This window comes from Bifidobacterium sp. KRGSERBCFTRI (assembly GCF_025908335.1).
Genome location: NZ_CP109653.1, coordinates 2,019,649 through 2,039,545, shown reverse-complemented (window position 1 = coordinate 2,039,545; position 19,897 = coordinate 2,019,649). Strand labels below are relative to the sequence as shown.

19 protein-coding genes and 4 tRNA genes are annotated in these 19,897 nt (G+C 57.5%); 18 read left to right on the top strand and 5 right to left on the bottom strand.

Features of this window, described 5'->3' with window-relative positions:
- Nucleotides 1-3 precede the first annotated feature (3 nt).
- From whiA to OGI63_RS08820, 9 genes are all read left to right on the top strand, one after another.
- The gene (whiA, locus tag OGI63_RS08860) at nt 4-966 is read left to right on the top strand and encodes a DNA-binding protein WhiA (protein ID WP_004217922.1); all 963 of its coding nucleotides are present in this window, start codon (nt 4-6) and stop codon (nt 964-966) included.
- A 121-nt stretch (nt 967-1,087) separates the two neighbouring features.
- Nucleotides 1,088-2,293, top strand: a complete 1,206-nt coding sequence (locus OGI63_RS08855) for a phosphoglycerate kinase (protein ID WP_004217923.1) — start codon at nt 1,088-1,090, stop codon at nt 2,291-2,293.
- Nucleotides 2,294-2,386: 93 nt separating this feature from the next.
- Complete coding sequence (gene tpiA, locus OGI63_RS08850; RefSeq protein WP_004217924.1) at nt 2,387-3,199, top strand: triose-phosphate isomerase; 813 nt, start codon at nt 2,387-2,389, stop codon at nt 3,197-3,199.
- A 66-nt stretch (nt 3,200-3,265) separates the two neighbouring features.
- Complete coding sequence (gene secG, locus OGI63_RS08845) at nt 3,266-3,514, top strand: preprotein translocase subunit SecG (protein WP_004217926.1); 249 nt, start codon at nt 3,266-3,268, stop codon at nt 3,512-3,514.
- 99 nt (nt 3,515-3,613) lie between these two features.
- A complete protein-coding gene (locus OGI63_RS08840) occupies nt 3,614-4,444 on the top strand; it encodes an HAD hydrolase family protein (RefSeq protein WP_012754383.1) in 831 nt (276 codons plus the stop codon).
- A 110-nt stretch (nt 4,445-4,554) separates the two neighbouring features.
- On the top strand, nt 4,555-6,234 hold the full coding sequence (locus OGI63_RS08835; RefSeq protein ID WP_004217928.1) for an aminotransferase class I/II-fold pyridoxal phosphate-dependent enzyme: 1,680 nt from the start codon (nt 4,555-4,557) through the stop codon (nt 6,232-6,234).
- 53 nt (nt 6,235-6,287) lie between these two features.
- Nucleotides 6,288-6,806, top strand: coding sequence for an Lrp/AsnC family transcriptional regulator (locus tag OGI63_RS08830; RefSeq protein WP_004217929.1), 519 nt, complete (start codon nt 6,288-6,290; stop codon nt 6,804-6,806).
- Nucleotides 6,806-8,005, top strand: coding sequence for a pyridoxal phosphate-dependent aminotransferase (locus OGI63_RS08825; RefSeq protein ID WP_004217930.1), 1,200 nt, complete (start codon nt 6,806-6,808; stop codon nt 8,003-8,005). Before OGI63_RS08830 ends, OGI63_RS08825 begins: the two co-directional genes overlap by 1 nt.
- Entirely contained in the window at nt 7,989-8,654 is a 666-nt protein-coding gene (locus OGI63_RS08820; protein ID WP_004217931.1) for a hypothetical protein, read from the top strand. The genes OGI63_RS08825 and OGI63_RS08820 overlap by 17 nt, the downstream gene beginning before the upstream one ends.
- A gap of 87 nt (nt 8,655-8,741) precedes the next feature.
- Here OGI63_RS08820 and tal read toward each other — a convergent pair whose 3' ends face one another.
- Together tal and tkt are read right to left on the bottom strand one after the other, a co-directional pair.
- Nucleotides 8,742-9,848 (bottom strand): transaldolase, encoded by a 1,107-nt coding sequence (tal, locus tag OGI63_RS08815; RefSeq protein ID WP_004217932.1) that lies wholly within the window; start codon nt 9,846-9,848, stop codon nt 8,742-8,744.
- 95 nt (nt 9,849-9,943) lie between these two features.
- The gene (gene tkt / locus OGI63_RS08810; protein ID WP_004217933.1) at nt 9,944-12,040 is read right to left on the bottom strand and encodes a transketolase; all 2,097 of its coding nucleotides are present in this window, start codon (nt 12,038-12,040) and stop codon (nt 9,944-9,946) included.
- Between the two features lie 216 nt (nt 12,041-12,256).
- On the opposite strand from tkt, the gene hrcA reads away from it, so the two are divergent.
- Complete coding sequence (hrcA, locus tag OGI63_RS08805; protein WP_004217935.1) at nt 12,257-13,357, top strand: heat-inducible transcriptional repressor HrcA; 1,101 nt, start codon at nt 12,257-12,259, stop codon at nt 13,355-13,357.
- Nucleotides 13,358-13,425: 68 nt separating this feature from the next.
- Nucleotides 13,426-14,574: a molecular chaperone DnaJ gene (dnaJ, locus tag OGI63_RS08800; RefSeq protein ID WP_004217936.1), complete on the top strand. Its 1,149-nt coding sequence runs from the start codon at nt 13,426-13,428 to the stop codon at nt 14,572-14,574.
- A 122-nt stretch (nt 14,575-14,696) separates the two neighbouring features.
- On the opposite strand, the gene OGI63_RS08795 is transcribed toward dnaJ, so the two are convergent.
- Entirely contained in the window at nt 14,697-15,491 is a 795-nt protein-coding gene (locus OGI63_RS08795) for a fructosamine kinase family protein (protein WP_004217937.1), read from the bottom strand.
- A 173-nt stretch (nt 15,492-15,664) separates the two neighbouring features.
- On the opposite strand from OGI63_RS08795, the gene OGI63_RS08790 reads away from it, so the two are divergent.
- Entirely contained in the window at nt 15,665-16,552 is an 888-nt protein-coding gene (locus OGI63_RS08790; RefSeq protein ID WP_004217939.1) for an undecaprenyl-diphosphate phosphatase, read from the top strand.
- Between the two features lie 93 nt (nt 16,553-16,645).
- On the opposite strand, the gene OGI63_RS08785 is transcribed toward OGI63_RS08790, so the two are convergent.
- The gene (locus OGI63_RS08785) at nt 16,646-17,446 is read right to left on the bottom strand and encodes a PAC2 family protein (RefSeq protein ID WP_004217941.1); all 801 of its coding nucleotides are present in this window, start codon (nt 17,444-17,446) and stop codon (nt 16,646-16,648) included.
- A 262-nt stretch (nt 17,447-17,708) separates the two neighbouring features.
- Here OGI63_RS08785 and OGI63_RS08780 point away from each other — a divergent pair.
- The 6 genes from OGI63_RS08780 to OGI63_RS08755 all read left to right on the top strand — a co-directional run bounded on the left by OGI63_RS08780 (nt 17,709) and on the right by OGI63_RS08755 (nt 19,292).
- Nucleotides 17,709-17,781: transfer RNA gene (locus tag OGI63_RS08780), tRNA-Gly, on the top strand.
- Nucleotides 17,782-17,811: 30 nt separating this feature from the next.
- Nucleotides 17,812-17,882: transfer RNA gene (locus tag OGI63_RS08775), tRNA-Cys, on the top strand.
- Nucleotides 17,883-17,913: 31 nt separating this feature from the next.
- Nucleotides 17,914-17,985: transfer RNA gene (locus OGI63_RS08770), tRNA-Val, on the top strand.
- 33 nt (nt 17,986-18,018) lie between these two features.
- Nucleotides 18,019-18,091 (top strand) — tRNA-Val (locus OGI63_RS08765).
- Between the two features lie 731 nt (nt 18,092-18,822).
- The gene (locus OGI63_RS08760; RefSeq protein ID WP_014710572.1) at nt 18,823-19,065 is read left to right on the top strand and encodes a hypothetical protein; all 243 of its coding nucleotides are present in this window, start codon (nt 18,823-18,825) and stop codon (nt 19,063-19,065) included.
- Between the two features lie 47 nt (nt 19,066-19,112).
- Complete coding sequence (locus OGI63_RS08755; RefSeq protein ID WP_004217946.1) at nt 19,113-19,292, top strand: hypothetical protein; 180 nt, start codon at nt 19,113-19,115, stop codon at nt 19,290-19,292.
- 45 nt (nt 19,293-19,337) lie between these two features.
- On the opposite strand, the gene OGI63_RS08750 is transcribed toward OGI63_RS08755, so the two are convergent.
- Nucleotides 19,338-19,859, bottom strand: a complete 522-nt coding sequence (locus OGI63_RS08750) for a GNAT family N-acetyltransferase (protein WP_004217947.1) — start codon at nt 19,857-19,859, stop codon at nt 19,338-19,340.
- Nucleotides 19,860-19,897: the final 38 nt, after the last annotated feature.

Here is a 19,897-nt window from a genome sequence, read left to right as displayed (position 1 = left end):
CTTTTGGCGCTTCTCGATGAGGTCAAAAGCGAGTTGTCGAACATCGATGGGGGATCCCCGGCGGTGCAGAAGGCACAGGTGACGTCGATGCTGTACTTCGGCCGAGGATTCCGCAAGGTGCAGCGTGAATCCTCGACGCAGATCATCGTCCAACCACAATTCGACTCCATGGAAGCCGCCCACTGGCTCCAGGAAACAATCGAGAGCCTGTATAAAATCCCAGCCGCCCTCAAATCCGTCGATGTGAAGACCCCTCAGGGCTCCATGCGTCGATATGCCGTGGACGTCGGCGCACGCGCCGGTTTCGCATTGGCGGTGCGCACCGGCATGATAGACCCACGGCTCAACCGTATCGTCCGCGGACTGCCAACGGATCTGTCCAACGGCAACATTGCCCAAATCAAGGGTGTGTGGCGCGGTGCCTTCATGTCTGCTGGTGTGCTTTCGGATCCCGACAAACCCAGCGCGCTTGAGATTATCTGTCCGAACGAGGAGACAGCGGATTCGCTCATCGCCATGGGTCAGCGCCTCGGCATACGAGCCGCAAAGCATACGGTGCGCAGTTCCGTACGCGTCCATCTCTCCGACCCGGATGCCATCGAACGGCTCCTCACGATGATGGGAGCCTCAAGCACCGTACGCGATTGGACCGGCAAGAGACCCGACACCGAATCACACCATCGCGCCAACCGACTGGCAAACTTCGATGACGCAAATATGCGACGCAGTGCGAAAGCCGCCGCCGAGGCCGTGGTGAAAGTGCAGCATGCATTCGATGTGCTCGGAGACGATATTCCGCAGAATCTTCGTGCCGCCGGGCAATTGCGCATCGATCACCCCGATTTCTCCTTGGAGGAGCTCGGACGAGCCGCACGCCCGCAAATCAGCAAGGACGCGGTGGCAGGTCGCATCCGTCGTCTGCTGCAACGGGCGGAGAAAGCGGAGCAGGACGCCGCAATGGCGTAAGCTGGTGTAAGGCGTGATGTTGCGTAACGGATAATCGAACCGATATCGCGTGGATTTGACGCTAGAATGCAAGGGATGGCATAAGCCACACCCGCATTCTTGCGGTTAGAAAGGATAACGAATGAAGACACTCAAGGATCTTGGAGATCTGAAGGGCAAGCGCGTTCTGGTTCGCGCAGATTTCAACGTTCCGCTGGATGGGACTACGATCACCGACGATGGTCGTATCAAGGCGGCGCTGCCTACCATCGAGGCTCTGCGCAAGGAAGGCGCCAAGGTCATTCTCATGGCCCATCTCGGCCGCCCGAAGGGCAAGGTTGTTCCGGAGCTTTCCTTGGCTCCCGTGGCTGCACGCTTGAGCGAACTTCTCGGTGTTCCTGTGGTTCTCGCCTCCGACACCTATGGCGAGGACGCCCAGGCTAAGGTAGCCGCCATGAAGGACGGCGACGTTGTGCTGCTGGAAAACGTTCGTTTCAACCCTGAGGAGACCAGCAAGGACGAGGCCGAGCGTGCCGCATACGCCAAGAAGCTTGCGGCTCTCGGCGATGTGTTCGTCTCCGACGGCTTTGGTGTGGTTCATCGCGCACAGGGTTCCGATTACGATGTCGCTGCCGACCTGCCGGCCGCCGCTGGCTTGCTGGTGGAGAAGGAAGTCAACGCCCTCTCCAAGGCGACCGAGGATCCGGAACGTCCGTTCACCGTTGTGCTCGGTGGCTCCAAGGTCTCCGATAAGCTCGGAGTGATCGAGAACCTTCTCGACAAGGCCGATCGTCTCGTCATTGGCGGCGGCATGGTGTTCACCTTCCTCAAGGCCAAGGGTTACGAAGTCGGTACCTCCCTGCTGGAAGAGGATATGATCGACCAGGTCAAGGGCTACATCGAAACCGCCGACAAGAACGGCGTCGAACTGGTGCTTCCCGTTGACATCGTCGTGAACAAGGGCTTCCCGGCTGGTGACACTCCGGTCGATCCGAAGGTGGTTCCCGCCGATCAGATTCCGTCTGACATGATGGGCCTCGACATCGGACCTGAGTCATGCAAGCTGTTCCACGACAAGATCGTCGATTCCAAGACGGTCGTATGGAACGGCCCGATGGGCGTCTTCGAGGTTCCTGCCTTCGCGGCAGGCACCAAGGCCGTCGCCCAGGCTCTGGTGGATGCCACCGAACATGGTGCCTTCACCATCGTCGGCGGTGGTGATTCCGCTGCGGCCGTGCGTCAGCTCGGATTCCCCGAAGATGGCTTCTCGCACATCTCCACGGGCGGCGGCGCCTCTCTCGAATTCCTCGAGGGCAAGGAGCTTCCTGGCCTCAAGGTCCTCGAGTAGGGATTCACAACACTAGCCCAATAACGGTGTGACGTGGCGCCCGGCAATAGGTACTGGGCGCCACGTTCTCATATGGAGGACAGGCAAGGCAATATGGCATCGACACGACGCATCCCCATGGTTGCGGGCAATTGGAAGATGAACTTCGATCATCTTGAGGCGACCGAGTTCGTCCGGGCATTCTCCAAGAACCTCAAACGATGCCATTTTGACTTCAATCGTTGCGAAGTGGCGCTCTTCCCGTCATTCACCTCGATTCGTAGCGTTCAGGTGATGGTGGAATCCGAACACTTGCGCATCAGATACGGGGCCCAGGCCGTTTCGGTCACGTCACAGGGGGCGTTCACCGGTGACGTCTCTGCGGACATGCTCGCGCATCTGGGTTGCAGCTATGTGATTGTAGGCCATTCGGAACGGCGCAAATACCATCCGGAGGACGATGCGAACATCGTCGATCAGGTACGAGCGGTGCTTGCCGCCGGCATGCAGCCAATCCTATGCGTCGGCGAGAGTCTGGAGGAGAGGCGAAAGGGCATTGAACTTGAGTTTGCCGTCGGACAGGTGCATGACGTGACACGCGACCTTTCCGATGGGGAGGCATCAAAACTCATCATCGCCTATGAACCCGTCTGGGCGATTGGCACGGGCATGGTTGCTACACCGCAGACAGCGCAGGACGCCGCCCATGCCTTCCGCGTGGATCTGGCGAAATCATTCGGCGACCATGTGGCGCAGACCGTGCGTGTACTGTATGGAGGCTCGGTGTCTTCGAAGAACTGTGTGGAGCTGATTGAGGAGCCGGACGTCGACGGCTTCCTCATCGGAGGTGCCGCCCTCGACGTCGATGAGCTCACCACAATCTGCAGGAAGACGATTGCGACAACATCTTCACATGATAATAGTTGATTTTGCACGCTTTTTCGCGAACTTGCGGTACACTGGACAACGGTATTGAAATTTGGAGGTTCACCCGTGACTGTAGTCAAGCTGATTCTGCAGATTGTGCTGGTTGTGCTCAGTCTGCTGCTTACCCTGCTCATCCTCATGCACAAAGGCAAGGGCGGCGGCCTGTCCGACATGTTCGGCGGCGGCCTTACGCAGAACGCCGGTTCCTCTGGCGTTGCCGAGAAGAACCTGAACCGTTGGACTGTGATCATCGCACTCATCTGGGTTGCCATCATCATTGCGCTCGGACTGTTCACCAAGTTCGGTGTCGCCTGATATGAGTTTGTGAAAGGACCCATGCTCCTCCCTAGGAGGGCATGGGTCCTTTCGTTTTTGTTATACAACAGCATATGATCCACGAACAGGGGAGTGGACTTGACGGAACCATTCATTGTCGCCGATCTGGACGGCACATTGCTCCATGACGGCAAGACCTTCGAACAACGCGCATTGTCGGACTACACGATTCACACTGTTGACACATTGCATCGCAACCATGTTCCGTTTGTCGTGGCCACCGCACGTCCAGTCAGCACAGGTCTCGACATGGTACGCCGATTGCATGCCGATGCATGCATCTATCTCAATGGCGCACTCATCGACTTCCATCCGGCGACCTCTGATTACGCGATGCTCACCGGAACCAAATCTACTCCCAACGGGCAACTGTTGAAAATAGGCTTCTCTTCAGACTATGCCTGCGAGGTGTGCCGATCAATCGCGCATGTGATTCCCGACATCGAGATAGGCATCGTCATGGATGACGTACGATATACGAATTTCGATGTGTCTAAGTACTGGAAGACACAGACGTGGCGATTCACCGATTTCACCGACGTCCCAGAGGGCACCGCAGACAAGATCATCATCTTCCCAACCAACGAGCAGACTCCGTTGCTCAGCACATTGCTTCCTGACGAACTGTCGCTCAACATCAGCGAGGGAAGTCTGTGGATGCTCATGGATCCACATGCGAACAAACAGTACACCATGGAACTGCTGTGCGACCGCTGGAACATCGATTTGAACAATGTGGTCGCATTTGGCGATGACATCATCGACATTGACATGATGCAGCGTGCGGGAACCGGAGTGGCCGTCGCCAATTCGAATCCGAAAGTATTGAACATAGCCGATGAGATATGTGCTTCGAATAACGATGACGGCGTGGCGAAATGGATTGAACACCGCATATTCATAAATTGATCTTGAACTTCTGTATTTTGAACACTGAAATGTTCAAGTCAAAACTATGTTCAACCGTTACGGTACGCTTCGAAGAAACACTTATGTTCTAAGTTCAACGGAGGGACGGCATGACCGATTTCACCACGCGCCTCAATCAGGCGATGGAGTTGCGCAACATCAAGCAGATCGACTTCGTCAAAGCGGCGCAGGACCATGGAGTCAAGCTGGGGCGCAGCCACATCAGTCAATATGTGAGCGGCAAAACAAGACCGCGCCGCGATATTGAGCGATTCCTCGCGGCTGTGTTGCGGGTGAACGCGGATTGGCTGGCAGGCGAGAGCGTGCCGTTCGACGATGATCCTGAAACCTTCGCAAAGATTGAACACGTGAGTCCAGACGCCGATTTTGAACATATCAAGAGAGTTGAACAGAATAGTTCGATTCAGAATTCTGAACATATTGAACATAACAATGAACTCGCTGAAATTGAACAGGAGCAAGACATGGAAGCGGCAGCGAACAATAATGTGCAGGACCCCTCGTTCCCTGATGTGCCATCAAGTGTCACATCGGAACCCATGAACATCGGCTCCCGACGGGTCTTCACCAAGTCACATAAACTGGACAACGTGCTCTATGACGTACGCGGACCGGTGGTCAACGAGGCGGCGCGCATGGAAGCAGCCGGCATGCATGTGATGAAACTCAATATAGGCAATCCAGCCCCATTCGGATTCCGTACACCGGACGAAGTCGTCTATGACATGGCACAACAGCTCACCGATACGGAAGGGTATTCGGCGTCAAAGGGGCTCTTCTCAGCCCGTAAGGCGATCATGCAGTACGCTCAGCTCAAGAACCTGCCGAATGTGGGAGTAGAAGACATCTACACTGGCAACGGTGTGAGCGAGCTCATCAACCTCAGCATGAGTGCGTTGTTGGACGACGGGGACGAAGTGCTGCTACCGGCCCCCGACTATCCGTTGTGGACGGCATGCGTCACCCTGGCAGGCGGCAAACCAGTGCATTACGTCTGCGACGAACAGTCGGAGTGGTATCCGGACATCGACGATATGCGTGCCAAGATCACCGATCGCACCAAGGCAATCGTCATCATCAACCCGAACAATCCGACAGGCGCGCTCTATCCGACCGAGGTGCTGCAGCAGATCGTCGAACTGGCGCGGCAGCACCAGCTTATGATCTTCTCCGACGAGATCTATGACCGCCTCGTCATGGATGGGCTCACCCACACGTCAATCGCCTCCCTCGCCCCCGACCTGTTCTGCGTGACCTATAGCGGTTTGTCGAAGTCTCATATGATCGCCGGGTACCGCATCGGCTGGATGATCCTGTCAGGCAACAAGTCGATCGCGAAGGATTACATCGAAGGCCTTGACATGCTCACGAACATGCGCATCTGCTCGAATGTACCCGCCCAATCAATCGTGCAGACGGCATTGGGAGGCCATCAGAGTGTCAACGACTACCTCGTTCCGGGGGGCCGTATATACGAACAGCGTGAATACATCTACAACGCGCTGAACTCAATCGATGGCATCACGGCGGTCAAACCGAAGGCGGCCTTCTACATCTTCCCGAAAATCGATGCGAAGAAATTCAACATTCGCAACGACGAGCAATTCGCGCTCGATCTGCTGCACGACGAGAAACTGCTCATCGTGCAGGGCACCGGTTTCAATTGGAAGGACCCGGACCATTTCCGTGTGGTCTACCTGCCGCGCGTCGAGGTGCTCAAAGGCGCCGTCGACAAAATGACACACTTCTTCAGCCACTATCGCCAATAGGCGCATGCATGGCTTGGCGAACAACAGGGAATGCGGAAAGGATGACAGGAGACATGGCCGAGGGGAACATCAGCGCGAACGATCAGGCGATACTCGAACTGCTCGAGAACGATGCGCGGCTCGATGCACGGGATCTGGCGGACATTCTGGGCGAGGAGGCACAAGAGGTGCAGCAGGCCGTCCGCCGCATGGAGGAGCAGAAGATCATCTGCGGTTACCATACGGTGATCAACTACAACAAGGTGCTGCGTGACGAACGCATCATGGCGTTCATTGAGGTGGAAGTCAGCCCGATGAAAGGCAAGGGCTACGACCATACCGCGGCGTTGCTCGCAAAATACCCCGAGATTGATTCGCTCTACCTGATCACCGGCGACAACGACTTCATCTGCCTGGTGCAGGGCAAGACGATGTTCGAAGTGTGCCAATTTGTGGCCGATCGCATCGCCGTCATGGAGAACGTGCAGAGCACGAAAACGTTGTTCGTGCTCAAGCAGTACAAACAATCCGGCATACTCACCGGCGCCGGTCGGCCGAACCGTGCCGAGGACCGTCTGGTGGTGAGCTACTGATGAAGCCGATCAACCAGACCATCGCGCATCTCAAACCGAGCGGCATTCGCAAATACTTCGATCTGGCGAACTCCATGGAGGGTGTGATCTCGCTCGGTGTGGGGGAGCCGGACTTCGACACACCGTGGCATATCAGCGCGAAAGCAGTGGAGTCCTTCGAAGACGGCCATACGCACTACACCGCGAACCGGGGACTCATCGCCCTGCGCAAGCAAATCGCAGGGTATTACCACAGCCGCTACGGCATCGACTACGACCCGCAATCCGAGATTCTCGTGACTGTCGGTGGTTCGGAAGCGGTGGATCTATGTTGCCGGACGTTGATCAGTCCCGGCGACGAGGTGATTGTGCTGGACCCGAACTACGTGGCTTATGAGCCGGCGATCCTGATGGCGGGTGGGGTGCCAGTGCGTATTGAGCTCACGCAAGACAACGATTTCAAATTACTGCCGGAGGACCTCGAACGCGCGATCAACGACCATACCAAGGCAATCATTCTCAACTTCCCGTCGAACCCGACCGGTGGCGTGATGACCCGCGAGGACTACGAGCGTGTGGTTCCAATCCTCAAGGAATCCGGAATCTACGTCATCTCCGACGAGATCTATTCCGAACTGCTGTTCGAGGGAGAATTCTGCTCACCTGCCAACTTCGAGCAGATTCGCGATCAGGTGCTCGTCATCAACGGCTTTTCAAAGGCCTTCGCCATGACCGGTTGGCGCCTCGGTTACCTGCTGAGCAACGCGGATCTGAGCCAACAGCTCACCAAAGTGCACCAGTTCGTCATCATGTCCGCACCCACATCGGCACAGTATGCGGCGATTGAGGCGCTTGAACACGGCATTGCCGATACCGAGTCGATGCGCAGGGAATATGAATCGCGGCGCAACCTCATCTGTGCCAGGCTCAACCGTATGGGACTGACGACGAATGTACCGAAAGGCACGTTCTACGTGTTCACGAACATCACATCCTCAGGCCTCACCTCAGACGAGTTCTGCGTGCGCCTGCTGGAGGAGCACAAGGTGGCCATCGTCCCCGGCACTGCCTTCGGCGATTCCGGGGAAGGCTTCGTACGCATTTCGTATGCAACGAGCATGGAGAACATCAAAGAGGCCTGCTCACGTATCGAGGCGTTCCTCGAATCATTGCATCTGCCGAGTGAATCTGTGGACTCTCACCATGGCAGCCATTCGTGACACTCAGCCTCCCCGCCTTCCCAAATTCCCGATGGGCGGGGAAGGGCTCATTGAATCGCGGCTCTCGTTGCTTACTGCCGAGGACGATCAGGATTCACGCCGCTTCTTCGACCAGCAGGCCTCCACGATCGATATGACCGCCGCTGCGTTGCTCAATTGCGAGTTCAGGAATCTCGCAATTGACACAATCATTGCCGAGCGCACACATGTTAATCATGTGCTTGTGGATTCCTGCCGCACTGCGTTGCTCGGCATCCGCAGCATCGGCATGGAAAACAGCATTGCGGTCCACTGCTCCTTCGGTGCCGTTCAGGCGAACACGGCGAAGATCATTGGCATGGAGATTCGTGGATGCCGCATCGACTATCTCAATTGCAGAGATGCCATATGCCGTGACATCATGTTCCGCGATTGCGAGATAGGGGAGCTGGACGGCAACGATGCCAAGTTCTCGCGCATCGCATTCGCTGGGACACGAATAGACGTGCTCTCCTTGCAGCATGCCATATGTGCCGATGTGGATTTGCGTGGCGCGCGGCTACGGGAGATTCGCAATGTCGATTCACTGCATGGGACCACCATGTCTTTGGAGCAGATCGCCGACCTTTCCGAGGTGTTCGCACGAAGCATCGGCATCCGCACACAGTGATCGATTGCCTTCGATGCATATAGAAAATGGGCCCAGCGAATGCTGGGCCCATCCGATTATGTCTTGACTAGACCAAGTCAGTCGAAATCAGCCGTTGACACGGTCGATGCCGGACTGGACATCGGTGAGCACCGAATCCCAGGACTTGATGAAGGCGGCGACACCATCGGCCTCGAGCTTGTCGGTGACATCCTTGAAGTTGATGCCAACCTCGGCGAGGTCGTTCATGATGTCGTGGGCTTCGTCATAGTTGCCCGGGATGATGCCCAGCGTGGCCTGGCCGTGATCGGCCACAGCGAGCAGGGTCTTCTCAGGCATCGTGTTGACGACGTCCTTGGCGACGAGCTCATCGACATACTTGACGTCGGAGTAAGCGGCGTTCTTGGTGCCGGTGGAGGCCCACAGCGGACGCTGCTTCTTGGCGCCCTTGGCTTCCAGAGCAGCCCAGCGCGGATCCTCGGCGAACTTCTTCTCGAAGAGCTCGTATGCGAGGCGAGCGTTGGCCACAGCGGCCTTGCCTTCGAGACCCTTGGCCTCGAGGGAGCCAATCTCCTCGAGCTTCTTGTCGACCGCGGTATCGACACGGGAGACGAAGAAGGATGCGACGGAAGCCATCTTGGACAGATCCTTGCCATTGGCGTCGGCCTGAACCATGCCTTCGATGAAGGCGTCGATGACCTGCTCGTAGCGCTCGAGCGAGAAGATCAGCGTGACGTTGACGGAGATGCCCTTGGCCAGGGTAGCGGTGATCGCCGGCAGGCCCTCGAGGGTCGCAGGGATCTTGATCATGGCATTCGGACGGTCGACCTTGGCCCAGAGTTCCTCAGCCTGCTTCTCGGTCTCGGCGGTCTCGTGTGCGAGGCGCGGATCGACTTCGATGGAGACACGGCCATTGACGTAGTCGGAGGCCTCGGCGACCGGCTTGAAGATATCGCAGGCATTGCGCACGTCGGTGGTGGTGAGCTCGCGGATGGCGGTCTCGACATCGACCTTGCCGAGTTCCTTGAGCTGTGCGTCGTACGGGCCGACCTGGCTCAGAGCCTTCTGGAAGATGGACGGGTTGGTGGTGACGCCAACAACGTTATCGTTCTTGATGAGCTCTTCGAGATTTCCCGACTCAATGCGGGTGCGGGACAGGTCATCCAGCCAGATGGAAACGCCGGCATCGGAAATTGCCTGAGTAGATGCAGTCATTATGTATCTCCTAATTTGTGTTGTTGAAAAAATCCAACGCCTACCAGTGTAGGCAAAGGGGAGGGGATGCCGGATGGCATCCCCTCATAGATGAATCAGCGAGCCTCTTCGATGGAGGCCTTGGCTGCTTCGACGACATGCTCGGCGGTGATGCCCAGATCGATCATGTTCTGAGCACCGTCGCCCTGCAGGCCGAACTGGTCGATGGCGATGGCCTTGCCATAAGAGCCCAGGTACTTGTACCAGGACATCGCGGAGCCGGCTTCGATGGAGACGCGGGCCTTGATGCCCTTCGGGAGGATCTCCTCCTTGTACTCGTCGTCCTGCTCCTCGAACCATTCCATCGAGACCATGGAGATGACGCGGGCCTTGATGCCCTCCTGCGCCAGCTTCTTGGCACCTTCCAGGGCCCACTGGACCTCGGAGCCAGAGGCCATGATGATCACGTCCGGCTGGCCTTCCTCGCCGTAGAGCACGTAAGCACCCTTGCGCACGCCTTCCTTGGCCTTCTCGGCGGTCTCGACGAGGGTCGGGACACCCTGACGGGTCAGCACCATGGCTGTTGGCAGCGTGTTCTTCTTCTCGAAGAAGTAACGGTAGGCTTCGGCGGTCTCCCACTCATCGGCAGGACGAACGACTTCGAGCTGCGGGATGTCGCGGAAGGAGCTCAGGTGCTCGATCGGCTGGTGGGTCGGGCCATCCTCGCCGAGGGCCACCGAATCATGGCTCCAAATGTACAGGTTCGGGATCTCCATGAGAGCCGACAGACGGACTGCGGCACGCATGTAATCTGCGAACTGGAAGAAGGTGCCGGAGAACGGACGGGTGTCGGAACCCAACAGGATGCCGTTGGTGATGCAGCCCATGGCGAATTCGCGCACACCGAAGTGCAGCTGACGGCCATACGGGGAGCAATCCGGCCACTGGGTGGTGGCATCTTCCGCCGGAGCGAAGGACGCGGCGCCCTTGATGTTGGTGTTGTTGGAACCACCCAGATCGGCGGAGCCACCCCACAGCTCAGGCATGATCGGCGCGATGGCATTGATCACAGCGCCGGAGGCCTTGCGGGTTGCGACCTTGGATCCGGCCTCGAAGCCGGCTTCGAGATCGTCAATGGCCTTGTCGAATTCCTCAGGCAGCTCACCGTTCTTGATGCGGTTGTAGAGAGCAGCCTTGTCCGGGTTGGCATCAGCCCACTTCTCGAAGGCATCATCCCATTCCTTGTGTGCCTCAAGGCCGCGCTCTGCGACCTTGCGGGCGTGGGCCAGTGCTTCTTCGTCCACCTCGAAGGTCTTCGTCGGATCGAGGCCGAGGGCCTTCTTGAGACCCGCGACGGCCTCGTCGCCCAGAGCGGAGCCATGGGACGAAGGATCGTTGGTCTTGCCCGGAGTCGGCCATGCGATGAGCGTGTCGACCTTGATGAAGTGCGGACGATCGGTGACCTGCTCGGCCTTCTCGATGACCTTGGACAGGCCTTCGATGTCTTCCTTGTAGGAACCGTCGGGCTGGATGAAGCTGAATTCATCGGTGTACCAGCCGTAGGCCTTGTAACGCTCGATCACGTTCTCGTCGAGGGCGATCTTGGTCTCGCCTTCGATCTGGATGTGGTTGGCGTCGAAGAAGACGAACAGGTTGCCGAGCTGCTCATTGCCGGCAAGCGAGGAGGCTTCGCCGGAGACGCCTTCCTCGATGTCGCCTTCACCGCAGATGACCCACACCTTGTGGTCGAACGGGGACTTGCCCTCCGGAGCATCCGGATCGAGCAGGCCGCGCTCGTAACGCTGGCCATATGCGAAACCGACGGCGGATGCGACACCCTGACCCAGTGGGCCGGTGGTCATTTCGATACCGGGGGTCAGGCCGTACTCAGGATGGCCCGGAGTGCGGGTATCCGCGCCGCCACGGAAGTACTTGAGGTCATCCAGCGTCAGGCCATAACCGGAGAAGTACAGCTGCACATACTGGGTAAGCGATGCATGACCGCCAGAAAGAATGAAACGATCGCGACCGGCCCAGTTCGGGTCGTTCGGATCGTGCTTGATGAAACGCTGATAAAGCGTGTAGGCGATTGGAGCCAACGAAATCGGGGAGCCCGGATGACCGTGGCCCGCCTTCTGCACTGCATCGGCGGAGAGGGCCTTCGCCATCTTGATGGCGCGCTCATCCAATTCAGACCAGGTGTTATCGGTCATAAGTGATCTACTTTCCTTCCAATATTTCGAGCGCCGGGGCCGCCGGCTTGTCCAACAACGCCGGCGCTCTTCACATTGCACTTACATACTAACCGCAATAACCGACGAGATTCCGCGCCTTTGGCGTGTTATCCGCTTTCTCTGTGAGCCGGAATTAGCACTCCTGTATGCAGAGTGCTAATACAATGTTTCTCGAAAGCGTAATAAGGGGTATATATGAGTTCGACACGTCGCATGCAGATTCTGCGGGCCGTTGTAGAGGACTATATACGGCAGCAGGAACCCATCGGATCCGGTGCGCTGGCGGCCAAGCACCATTTGGGAGTGAGCCCTGCCACAATCCGCAACGACATGGCCGCGCTGGAGGATGAAGGCTATCTCACCCAGCCCCATACCTCGGCGGGACGCATCCCGACCGAAAAAGGATACCGGTACTTCGTCAATTCGCTGAGCACACCGATACCGCTCACCGCAGAGCAACGGGAATCAATCAGCAGTGCCCTGAGCGGTTCGGCGAGCCTGCAGGACACATTGCAGCGCGCCGCACGCATTCTCTCCACCATCACCGGTCAATATGCAATGGTGTCGGCGCCGTCGTTGTCCCGGTCCCTTATGAGGCACGTGGAACTGCTGCCCCTCGCCGCGCATACGCTCCTGCTGGTGACGATAACCGAGACGGGCCGCGTGGTGCAGAGGTTGGTCTCGACGGACACGTTGCCGAATACCGAGCAGACGCAGTGCATATGCGAAACGATCAATACCCATTGCCGCCTGCTCACGTTCCGCCAATGCGCGCAGAGCATTCGCACGCTGCCAACCGACTCCGAGGGGGGATTCACCCCCCAGCTCCGCGATGCCATCGCGGCGGTGTTCTCCGACATGGAGAATGAGGAGCGTCCAAACGAGTTGTTCACCTCAGGTGCCGCAAGCCTGACACATCAGCATATCGATGCTGCCAGCCTTGCACCGCTCTTCGATGCTTTGGAGGAACAGGTGGTGTTGATGCGCCTGATGTACGATCTGACGGGGCAGCCTGGCCAGGAGGGTGTCGGCGTGGCCATCGGCTCGGAGACACACACGCCAGGTCTGCTGCATGCCTCCGTGGTGAGCAGCGGCTATGGGCAGAGCTCCACCCCGAGCGCAAATGTCGAGCATGAGGAATACGACACAGGCACCAAGCCAACCATGCCGATCGCCGTAATCGGATCCATTGGCCCGACCCACATGAACTATGCGGTGACCATGGCCGCCGTCCATGCCGTATCGCGGTATCTGACCGAGTTCCTGCGCGTTGGCCATAATGGATGGCAGGAATAACAGCCGAACCTTTCGAGTAGCAATATACAGTCATAAGAATACGTCCCAGCACAACAGAAAGAGTGGCCGTGGCAGATTATTACAGTGTCCTAGGTGTCGAGCGCGATGCGACGGAAGAGGAGATCAAGCGCGCATACCGCAAGATGAGCCGTAAATACCATCCCGATCTCGCGGGTCCGCAGTTCGAGGAGAAATTCAAGGAGGTCAACACCGCGTACGAAGTGCTTTCCGACCCGGAGAAGCGGCGTATGTTCGACATGGGCGTCGATCCGAACGATCCCCGAGGCGGAGCGGGATACGGTGGCGGCCAGCCCTTCGGCGGATTCGACATGGGCGACGTGTTCGGCCAGTTCTTCGACGCCTTCGGTGGAGGTACCGGCAACGGTCCGATACCACGTAGCCAGCCTGGCCGCGATCAGCTCGAAGAGCTCACCATAGATTTGCGGACCGCCGTGTTCGGCGCGGAACAACACCTGAAGTTTTCGACCTACGGCACCTGCCAGAACTGCGAAGGCACCGGATCCGAGCACGAGGAGCCTCCCATCACATGCCCCACATGCCATGGGTCCGGCTACACACAGAAGGTGGTGCGCACACTGCTCGGCCAGATGATGACCTCGGTGCCCTGCGAAACCTGCCAAGGTCACGGCAACATCTTCCAACACCCCTGCACCCAATGTCAGGGAAGCGGTCGTGTGCGCACCGAGCGTGACGTAGTGATCCCTGTGCCGGGTGGCGTGCAGAACGATTCCCGCCTTCGCGTGCCGGGTCAGGGAGAAGCTGGCGAATGCAACGGGCAGCCCGGCGATCTCTACGTGGACATCACGGTGCGCAAGGACGAAAGGTTTACGCGGCAGGGTGATGACCTACACTGCTGGATTCGCGTTCCCATGACATGGGCCGTGCTGGGGCATGCAATGGAGATCGATTCATTCGACGGCAAGCAGCAACTCGACATCCCCGCGGGGACGCAGCCGGAACAGACCGTGGAGATCAAAAACCTGGGCATGACAAAGCTCAACGATAAGGATCAACGTGGCAATCTGATTGTGCACATCAACGTGCAGATTCCCACGAAGCTCAGCGACTCCGAGCGCAGTCTCATGGAGCAGTTCGCCCAACAGCAGAAGGACGAAAAACCGGTGCGGCAGTCCTCGCAGCCCGCAACGCCGCAGAAGAGGGGCTTCTTCAGCAAGATCAAAGACGCCTTAGGCTGAAATCACTTAGCATCTGGCGACGCAACTGATTTATGTGATCTATGCGAGGGGTCGGTGCGACATCCAACTGGATGTCGCACAGACCCCTCGCATAGATCACATTCACTGCCGCCGACAGCTATTCACCGCAGCAGCGAACGACACATCTGCCGATACTCGCTCACATAACCGCCGCCGAAGAACACGCAGTGGCCCGCAATGGGGTAGAGCTGCCATATCGTGATGCGCTCCTGCCAACCCGCCTTCAGCGGATGCACCGACATGTAGCCATCGGTGATCTCCGTCAGATAACTCATGCCGAACAGATGGAGCATGGCGAGATCCTCCTCCCGGTGTCCGCCATGGGCCGCCGGATCAATGAGCACGGCCTGCGTCTCGCCGGTGTCTGCCGTCCACATCACATTGCCGCTCCACAAGTCGCCATGCACACGAGCGGGTCTATCTTCGCCGGCCCTGCCGAGCAGTTCCGGAAGCGCATCGATGACCTCGTTGGTGAGATCCATGTCGGCATCACGCAACGACCCGCGTTCGATTCCCATCTGAACCATCGGACGCAGACGGCCTTCGGCCAAATATGTTGCCGGATCACGCCACTCACCGGTGTCCATTGGCACAGGATCCTGCAGGGGTCCGAAATAACAGGTGCCGTCATATCCCTTCGGAGCCGATCCAAAATACGGCGCGCCCGCATCATGCATATGCGCAAGTGCGGCACCGAATTCGAAGGCTGCTTTCCCAGTCGGCATCGCGGGGGTCACCCGCTCGATGTCAAGGTAATCGTCACCCCAGCCATACACCTTCACCACACGCGGGCCACCCTGCGCCTGCGCCTCGCCAAGCCACTCGAGACCCTTGCCCTCGCATTCGAAGAAGCCCCGTGGCGCATTCCTGCGACTCTTACGGTATTCTGCACCCATCTCAGTCCTTTCGCCTGTATATTCCGGTGTTCATTGTACGCAATTCGATGTCGCGAAACGGCACGGAATGCCGCTCGATGACCTGTGCGACTATCGCCTCCTTCGGTGGAAGAGGAAGGGCACACGGTACAGTGAAACTGCAATAACCATGAAATCATTCGTAAAGAGGATTTATGAATTTCTTCCAGGCCATATTCCTCGGACTGGTGCAGGCACTCACCGAATACCTGCCGGTATCCTCCAGCGCCCATGTCCGCATCGTCGGCGATCTCATGCTCGGCGGAGACCCAGGTGCCGCGTTCACCGCCATCATCCAGATCGGAACCGAATTGGCAGTGCTGCTGTATTTCCGCCGCGACATCTGGAACATCCTGAAGTCCTGGTGCCTATGCCTCGCCGGCAAGGAGGGGAAGGACAGGGCCTCTCGTTTCGGAGCGCATAACAAGGACGCTCGTCTGGGCTGGTACATCATCATCGCCACCATTCCGATTCTCATCGCGGGCGTACTGTTCCAGCATGCCATTGAGACGACGCTGCGCAATCTATGGATCACGGTGGCCATGCTGTTCATATTCGGCGTGATCCTGTGGATTGTCGACGACCGCGCCCGCCAGGTCAAGACACTCGACGACATGAACACGAAGGATGCGATCTGGTTTGGCATCGGCCAGATGCTCGCGCTTATTCCGGGCGTATCACGCTCCGGTGGCACCATCACCTTCGGACGAGCAATGGGGTACAAACGCGAGGCGGCAGTGCGCGCCGCATTCCTCATGGCCATCCCCGCCGTGTTCGGCGCAGGCATTCTCGAAGCTGTCAAGGCGATCAAAGACGTCAATGCCGACGCGATGTTCCCAGGATGGGGCGCCACCATCGCCGCCACCGTCGTGGCGTTTGTGGTCGGTTACATCGTGATCATCGGATTCCTCAAATTCGTATCCACCTATTCCTACAAGGCCTTTGCCATCTATCGCATCGCCCTGGCCATCATCGTGGCTATCTTGCTGTTGTGCGGCGTGCTCTCGCCGCTGGAGGGCATTCCGGTCTCCGGTAATGCCTGATATGTCCTGCCTTGGATATGAGAATACCTCCCGATTCGGGAGGTATTCTCATATCCAAGGCAGGAGGCCTATGGCGCTAGGGAGAACTGGCTCTCAATCCTGATCCCGTAGGAATGCCTCGGCCTCCTGCACCAGCTGCTCAGCCATCGGCGTCCCCGCCGACGAAAGTTCCTTGGCATGCTGATGCAGATCGTAATCACGTTCCAGCTGACTCACGAAATGCTCGAAATCAACGTTGTTACGCACGGTGACATCGCACCGGGAACGCCATTGTTTCGCTTTGTTCTCTATGGTGCCCGCCGGAAGATCGAGCCCCAAGATCTCGCCGAGCTCCCGCAACAGTGTCAGGGTTGCCTGTGGGCATGGATCAGCGGACCCGAGATAGCGGGGGATGGAAACCCACAGGGATGTGGTGTTGAATCCCTGTTCGATGGCCATCATGTCAAGCGCATGCGTGATTCCGATGGGCCCATTGTATTCATAATCAGGATCCAGCGGCTTGCCGTTGTTCGAGATATCTATGGGCAACGGGCGCGTGTGTGGGCACTCCGCCAGCATGGATCCCAGCGTGACGATGCATTCGACGTCATACTGTTCGGCGAAACGCAGGCTACCGCGGCAGTATTCAAGCCACTGGTAGTTCGGCTCCGGCCCCAATTGCGCAAGAATATGAAGCGAGTCGCTCACTGCGATGTCATAGAAAACGGTCTGCGGCCATAGGATGCAACGTGAACCCTGAATGGTGCACTGCATTGGACGGGCGGATTGGTAATCGTAGTATCCGTCTTTGTTGATGTGGCCAATCTCCAAAGACCTATAACGGGAGACCAGATGCCGAATCACATCGGTGGCACTCTGGCATGCGTCATTCCAGCCATCGAAGGCCGCGACCATGACGTATTTGACTCTGGTTCCTCGCTCATTCATGGACACCACTGCATCCCTTGAAAAGCTGCATTTTGTGAAGGTAATCCCACAGTGAAGCAATGTGGAGGAACCGTGAGCAAAACGCGCGGTCACTGTTGTGTATCTCTCTACTGCAATCCTATACGGAGAGATGATCCAACGATTACGACACGCCGAACTTGCAAACTTCCAGGAGTTCGATATAGTAGTGACTCGTGCTCAGGCAGAGGAAACAACGCCAGAAACACATGCGGACATAGCTTAGTTGGTAAAGCGCGACCTTGCCAAGGTCGAGACCGCGGGTTCGAGTCCCGTTGTCCGCTCTAAGGTCCGATGAGTTTAACGAACCTTACGGTGGGTTAGCCAAGCGGTTAGGCAGCGGCCTGCAAAGCCGTATAGACGAGTTCGACTCTCGTACCCACCTCGACGGCATCGAAAGATGCCCGGGACCAACCGGGCGGTTGGCGCAGAGGTAGCGCACTTCCCTGACACGGAAGGGGTCACAAGTTCGAATCTTGTATCGCCCACGATCCGAGCCATCGGATACAATAACTGAATACGGGTGATTGGCGCAGCGGCTAGCGCACTTCCTTCACACGGAAGGGGTCGTAGGTTCGATTCCTACATCACCCACCTGAGGCCTCGTGGACTGTTGTCCACGAGGCTTTTTGTTTCGGCTTGTCCGTTGGCATCAGGGTCGACATGCCGGGCGTATAGAACTAAGCGTGTTGTGCGCCTGGGGCGGCAGCTGAGACGCATGAATAAATATCGGTCGGCCCTGGCAAGGATTGGGTCTCATGGCTTAATCAAGACAACGACGACGGAGTCCAAGAATACTAGACCGTCCCCAATACCGAGAAGGGGAATGAAACGCCCAGAGACAGAATACGACTTATAAACCACTATTCAGGCACTGCTCATTGTATCGGGCACGGGTCGAACTGTATATTAAGTGGCTGGGTAGGGGTGCTTCTCATTCCCGGTTGTATCGCTAGCCGAGGAATGATGCAACAATATCCATCACGCATGAGGAAGCGTATGCCATTGCGATGGTGCTTGCCCTCGTATGCAGACCATGGCAGGGGGAATGTGCATGACAGCGCTTTTCATCAGTGCAATGGCCTTTTGGACTGCGGTGATTACCGCAGTCATAGTGCTGTGCAGGCATCTGCATAATGTACGGCGGCAACCAGATGGGCAGGCGAAAGAGGGCGCACCTGATATGAGGGACGAAGGGAAGAGTCATGAATGAACGGCAAGCAAACAGAGCTTTCGCGTTGGCTCGCAAGATATGGCAGGCCACCTCGAGGCCGGTTTACCGACTCGGTCGGCACTTCGTCAGTTTTCATTGGTGCACGGCCGTCATGACGTTCATCTATCTGATTGCCGCAGGCGCCCTGGTATGGGGTGAGCGCAGGTGGGTCGATACCGTGTTCCTGATCCTCATGCTGATCATATACGCGGTCGTCTCCGAAACGTATGGGTACCTCACAAGCAGGAACAGGCTCGTTCCGCGTCCGGTGACCCTCAGAGGGCTGCTCTCCAGAGCGGTTTTCATTCTGCTCTGCTATGCGACCCCATTCATACTGATCATGGCGTATACCTGATTGCACCATGAATACGAAGCACACAATACGCCCATCGAAAGGAAATAATGGTCTGGATCATCGCGGCAATCGTCATCCTCGCGATATCCGTGTATTTCGCCAATGAGTACCGCCTAGACCGCAAGGCGCACCGCTTGCGCGACGGATCGGAGGAAGACAGGCGTCTCGCCTCCGAATTGCAGGACATTGCCCGCAACATGGATGAAGGGAAATACCTCTATCGATGACCGTGCCACACCAGCGGGCATCGGGGAACAGGGCGAAAGATGTGATCAGCAAGCGGTCAATGCATGTTTCATAATCAGGTCGGTCTGCGCATCCGATCCAAGCACGAAAGTATGTGCACCGGTTTCGACGAATCCCATTCTACGATAGAACGCCTTGGCCGGTTCGTTATGCTCCCATACGCCGAGCCACAGCGTTTGCTTGCCATGTGCCGACGCGAACTGCTCTGCCGTACGCATGAACCTGGTTCCCAAACCGTGACGTTTGAAATCCGCAAGCACGTAGAGTCTCTGGACTTCGGCATGGTCGTCCGGCATACGCTCCGTTTGCGCCGTGCCGAGATTGACCTTCATATACCCTGCCGGCACACCATCCACCGTTGCGACGAAAAACGTCTGCAGCGGGTCTGCCAGCTCCTTGCCCAACACCTCGGGGGAGAGCCCATGGGCGATATAGTCGCGCATATCCTCTTCGGTATTGGTACCGGCGAACGTCTGCCTGAAGGTGGCGATGCTCAGATCGCGTATTGTCTGCAGCTGCGTGTTTTCGGCAATGGAAATCTCACTCATGTTCAGTTCCTTTCCACCGGTGTCGTGCGCTATCTGAA